Annotated in this window: 8 protein-coding genes; 3 read left to right on the top strand and 5 right to left on the bottom strand. The window is 62.1% G+C overall.

Annotated elements, in window-relative coordinates:
- Positions 1-173: ATP cone domain-containing protein (locus ACP5J3_RS11055; protein ID WP_428495746.1), on the bottom strand; the 173-nt coding region annotated here is incomplete at its 3' end.
- A 481-nt stretch (positions 174-654) separates the two neighbouring features.
- Between ACP5J3_RS11055 and ACP5J3_RS11050 the strand changes: the two genes are divergently transcribed.
- The 3 genes from ACP5J3_RS11050 (at position 655) to ACP5J3_RS11040 (ending at position 2,663) form a co-directional block, all read left to right on the top strand.
- A complete protein-coding gene (locus ACP5J3_RS11050; RefSeq protein ID WP_428495745.1) occupies positions 655-1,929 on the top strand; it encodes an MFS transporter in 1,275 nt (424 codons plus the stop codon).
- 102 nt (positions 1,930-2,031) lie between these two features.
- Positions 2,032-2,514: a PaREP1 family protein gene (locus tag ACP5J3_RS11045; protein WP_428495744.1), complete on the top strand. Its 483-nt coding sequence runs from the start codon at positions 2,032-2,034 to the stop codon at positions 2,512-2,514.
- Positions 2,484-2,663, top strand: coding sequence for a hypothetical protein (locus tag ACP5J3_RS11040; RefSeq protein ID WP_428495743.1), 180 nt, complete (start codon positions 2,484-2,486; stop codon positions 2,661-2,663). Before ACP5J3_RS11045 ends, ACP5J3_RS11040 begins: the two co-directional genes overlap by 31 nt.
- Positions 2,664-2,728: 65 nt before the next feature.
- On the opposite strand, the gene ACP5J3_RS11035 is transcribed toward ACP5J3_RS11040, so the two are convergent.
- The 4 genes from ACP5J3_RS11035 to ACP5J3_RS11020 form a co-directional block, all read right to left on the bottom strand.
- Positions 2,729-3,142 carry a hypothetical protein gene (locus ACP5J3_RS11035; protein ID WP_428495742.1) on the bottom strand — a complete coding sequence of 138 codons (414 nt, stop codon included), beginning with the start codon at positions 3,140-3,142 and terminating at the stop codon, positions 2,729-2,731.
- Positions 3,114-3,254: a hypothetical protein gene (locus tag ACP5J3_RS11030; RefSeq protein ID WP_428495741.1), complete on the bottom strand. Its 141-nt coding sequence runs from the start codon at positions 3,252-3,254 to the stop codon at positions 3,114-3,116. Before ACP5J3_RS11030 ends, ACP5J3_RS11035 begins: the two co-directional genes overlap by 29 nt.
- 604 nt (positions 3,255-3,858) lie before the next feature.
- On the bottom strand, positions 3,859-4,101 hold the full coding sequence (locus ACP5J3_RS11025; RefSeq protein WP_148682713.1) for a hypothetical protein: 243 nt from the start codon (positions 4,099-4,101) through the stop codon (positions 3,859-3,861).
- A 30-nt stretch (positions 4,102-4,131) separates the two neighbouring features.
- Positions 4,132-4,272, bottom strand: a complete 141-nt coding sequence (locus ACP5J3_RS11020; protein ID WP_428495740.1) for a hypothetical protein — start codon at positions 4,270-4,272, stop codon at positions 4,132-4,134.
- Positions 4,273-4,520: the final 248 nt, after the last annotated feature.

The following is a 4,520-nucleotide window of genomic DNA, read 5'->3' as shown; positions in this document are numbered from 1 at the left end:
AGCCGCGTCAACTCTCTCGCCGTCACGTTCTCACTGTCCATAACAGCGCACTCCACCTTCCTAGCCACCCTACGCGCAACGTCCACAGGAGCCCCCGCCTTGAGAACACTCACCACAATCTTCTCAGGAATAAACTCCTCAACCCGCCCATCCCTCTTAACCACCTTAACCATGTATACAGCTGGTCAGAGATATAAAAGAGGAGACCCGCGGCGTCTGGCCGTCGGCGCCGATTTCGCCGGCGGCGCCAGACGGGGAGGCCCGCCCAGCGCAGCCGGCTTATCCCCACACGCCACAAGCGGTGGAAGCCGTGGATGGGGAGGCCACCCACAGCCCCAGCCGCCTGCGGCTAGGCCCGGGGGCGGCTAGACGCCGCGGGTTAATATCAAAACTACTCAAATTATTAACAGTGATGTGATATTACCAGAATATTATACACCATCTCTCGACATGTGTAAAACAGAGATATATAAATTTTACAGAGCCGGAGCCCCCCGCAGGCGCCCGACCCGGGCATCGACGTCTCGGCGCGGCGCGGGCCGCGGTTACGAGGAAAATCTATACACCACACAGAACTTCATACAATATTAACTAAATATTTCATTAAATTGACACATATAAATTAAATTTATAAAGGCGTTTCAGTAAGTTGCTATGATAGATAGAGGGGCCGTATTGGCTAGGAGGCACATAATGCCCACCGTGTGGGTGGCCTACCTCCTCGCCTTCATAGACAGGGTAAACATCGGGATAGCCAGCCTCGGCATGAAGCAGAGCCTCGGCCTCACAGACGCCGACCTCGGCCTCGCCGCGGGCATCTTCTTCATCGGCTACTTCATACTAGAGATCCCCGGCACGTACATAGTGGAGAGGTACAGCGCCAAGAAGTGGATAGCCAGGATACTAATCACATGGGGCATACTCGCCTCCCTAACCGGCCTCGTACAAGACAAGCTCCAGCTATACGCCGTCAGGTTCGCCCTGGGCCTCGCCGAGGCCAGCTTCTTCCCCGGCATCATTGTCTACCTCACCCACTGGTTCCTCGAAGACGAGAGGAGCCGCGCGGTGAGCCTCTTCATGAGCGCCATAGCGGTGGCCAACATAATCCTATCCCCAATCTCGGGCCTCCTCCTCACAGTCAGCTGGCTGGGGCTGGAGGGGTGGCGCTGGGTGTTGATACTAGAAGGCCTGCCGTCAGTGGTGTGGGGGGCGGTGGTGCTCCTCTCCCTCCCCGACTGGCCCAGAGAGGCGAGGTGGCTGAGCCCAGAGGAGAAGGCCTGGCTCGAGGAGGAGCTGAGACGCGAGAGGGAGAGCCACCCACCCGAACACGTCGCCGCGTGGGTCACCGGCCTCAAGATGCCGCAGGCGTGGCTACTCGCCGCAGTCTACTTCACCGCCACGAGCGCACTGTACGGAATAACCTTCTGGTCCCCCCAGGTCTTGAAGGCCCTCACAGGCGGCAACCCCGTGGTGGTGGGCCTCCTAAACGCCGCGCTGTACCTCACAGCCTTCGCCGCCATGGTGGCCGTCGGCTGGTCCTCCGACAGGTCCGGAGAGCGCTTCCTCCACTCAGCCGCCGCGCTCCTTGCCGGCGCCGTCGGCCTAGCCGCAGTCGCCCCCCTCGCCCCCACCCCCCAGCTCGCCTTCGCCGCGCTTGTCCTCTCCGCCGCTGGGATATACGCCTTCTACCCACCCTTCTGGCCAATACCCCAGCGCATGCTCGCCGGAGTCGCCAGAGCCGTCGCCGTCGGCTTAATAAACTCAGTCGGCAACCTCGGCGGCTTCGCCGGCCCCTACATCGTCGGCTACCTCAACACAATAGCCAACTCCACATACGCCGGCCTCATATACCTGTCGGGGTCCGCCGCGCTGTCAAGCGCCCTGCTACTAGCCGCCCGCCGCTACATACTACGCAGGCACCCCAGTTAACCCCAGAAACACACAAACCCCCCGACGAGTCCCCCACAGCCGTTACATCTGGCAGGGGGCACCACCGCCCTTCAAGATATATAAACGAGCCGATGTAGAGACGTGGACACTGCCCTCGCCAAGCCGTGGAGAGACCTCGACGCCTACATACAGGCGAGGCTGGAGGAGGCCCGGGCAGAGCTGAGGCTAGCCCTCACGCTGATGACAGAGGGCTACACTAGAAACGCCGCGGGCAAGATCTTCCAAGCCTACAAGTCGTACCTAGCCGCCGCCGCGGGGCGGAGAAAGGCGGAGCTCGCCCCCCGCTTCAAAAACATAGACAAAATCATAGCGTACATGCCCACGAGGGCAATCCCCGAAGTCTCAGCCGCCCTAGGCATGGAGAAGGAGGGCTACGTCGCCCTCGCCCTCCACCAGTACCAGCACAACGGCCCAGACCCCGAGGGGGTGATGTCCATATACCCAAGCCGCGAGGCGGCCGCCCGCGACTTCTGCTGGCTCGCCGCCAGGCTGTGCAATGCGCTGAAATGCGACGAAGCCCTCTACGCAGAGGCATGCGGAGAATACCAAGTGCAGAGCGCCTAGGCAAGGCCCCGGGCGTTCACAACTGCGCGAAGATACAGACGCCCCCCACGCAGGGCGCCGTGCCTTCTGCGATATCCCCCGTGAGCACTAATGTTGCGAAGCTCCGCACATATCGAGACGCTGATACCAAGAGCAAAAACTGCGCCTAGAGGCTTTAAACCAGCGGTTTGGACAGCCCGCCGACACGCCGGTCGAGACGCCGCCGAGCAGACGACTAGCCCCGGCGGGGCCAGCGCTGCGGCTCGGCGGAGGGCCTCACAGCATCCTCGTCCCTAAACCGCCACAAGCCCCTCTTGGCGTCTAGGATGACGATGCCGAGCTCCCCGGCGAGGAAGTCGCTGATCAGCACCTCGTCTATGTAGGGATTCACCAAGATGTTGACCGAGGCCCGCCTCCCCTCCACCTCAAGCTCCGCCCCCGCCTCGATATAGACAAGCTCAACCTCGCCGCCGCCGGTATCCGCCGACACAACCCTCGCCGACTTCGGTGGCCACAACCCAAGCGCCTTCGCAACCTCCACGGGCACGGCCACGTCTGGGGCGGAGGACTCAAAGCCCGTGTTCACAAGCGCGGAGGTCGCGACCTCTCTGCCCCCGGCCCTAAGCCTTATCCTCACCCTCAACGCCATAGAAAACCCCCACAACCCCCTTCACCCTGAGGTACCCAATCCTAATGTGGGGCCTCCTAGCCTCTCTATACGCCCTCAGCAGAAGCTCCACCTCCCTCGGAAGCTCCTCCACAGACAAAAGCAATCCCTAATTTATAAACTTAACCAAACACGCCGCCGGGCAACGCCCCATCTGCACTCGCAGATCTGCCCGCCGAACGCAACCAGCGGTGTCGCAGTACGAAAACCCGGCAAACAAACGCAACACCAAGCCCCGGCGCGTTACACACAAGCAACGCCGAGGGCAGAGCCGCGTCGGCGCGCTTACAGAAGAGCCCGAAGACGCGCCCGCGGATATGCCCAACGCCGGGCCTTTGAAGCACCATTAAGACGAAGCTCGCCCCAGCCCGAACGGAGAAACCAAGCGACAGCCCACGCAACGCGGCGAGGGGGACGCCGAAGCCGCGCATAAGAGCCAGACGCGGGTTAGGGGTACGTGAGGGTCTGCCGGGAGGCTCCACCGCCCAGGTGGAGACGCCGCAGGCGTGGAGACGGCGGCGCCCGAGGCGAGGGGGACAGGTCGGAGAATACGCTGAGCACCGGCCAAGTCCAGACGCCCCACACACCCCCTCCGCAACCACCCCAGGCGGGGGCGCGGGCCGCTGGCTCAGACAGCCCAGACCCCGCCTCCCCGGTGGCTACGTATCTCCGCAGACGCCGCCTCTGGAGAGGCGTAGCTAGAGAATTTCAATCCGCCGGTTGTTCAACAGCTTGCTCGCGTAGTCGATAAGCTCGCCGTCGTTTACGATGACTATAATCCCACCGCGCCGCGTCGTCTTGTACTCAAGCTTCCGCACGAGAATGCCGCTGATCCTCACCACCCGGCCCTCCTCCACAGCCCTCTTGATCTCCTCAAGCTTCTTCAGATAAACCTCCCGCACACCCGCGTCAGCCGCAGAAGCCGCCTCCGTTTTTTTCACGTCCACATAAAAAACAGCTCTATAAAAACTTTACAGCGGCCGAGCCCCGAGCGCGCCGCCCCGGCGCAACCCACGCGCCGACGGCCTCCGGCCAACCGCCCCGACCAGCCGCACAGCCACGCCGCAGTACCCACAGACACCCGCCGCGTCCACGCCCAGACAAGCCCGCACGCCGCCGGCGACAGGCCTCTGCGCTTCTGATCTGGCATCTGCGCCCTCCCTAATTCACGCTTTTCGACCTCCAGCTGAGGGAGAGCGTCCGAAGAGGAAGCCGGCTTCTTTGATTTCCAGTCAGCGGGACCACGGTGGGGAGGAGATCGTCGTCACTAGTATATCGTCAAGGGGGACCGTCATCACTAGCAACTTTTCGATTTCCGGCTAGATGAGCTTTCACGGCGGACACACACGTTTCAACTATC

Source organism: Pyrobaculum sp. (genome assembly GCF_049971835.1).
Taxonomy (GTDB): domain Archaea; phylum Thermoproteota; class Thermoprotei; order Thermoproteales; family Thermoproteaceae; genus Pyrobaculum.
The sequence above is the reverse complement of the archived record's forward strand: the minus strand, read 5'-3'. Positions and strand labels throughout refer to the sequence as shown.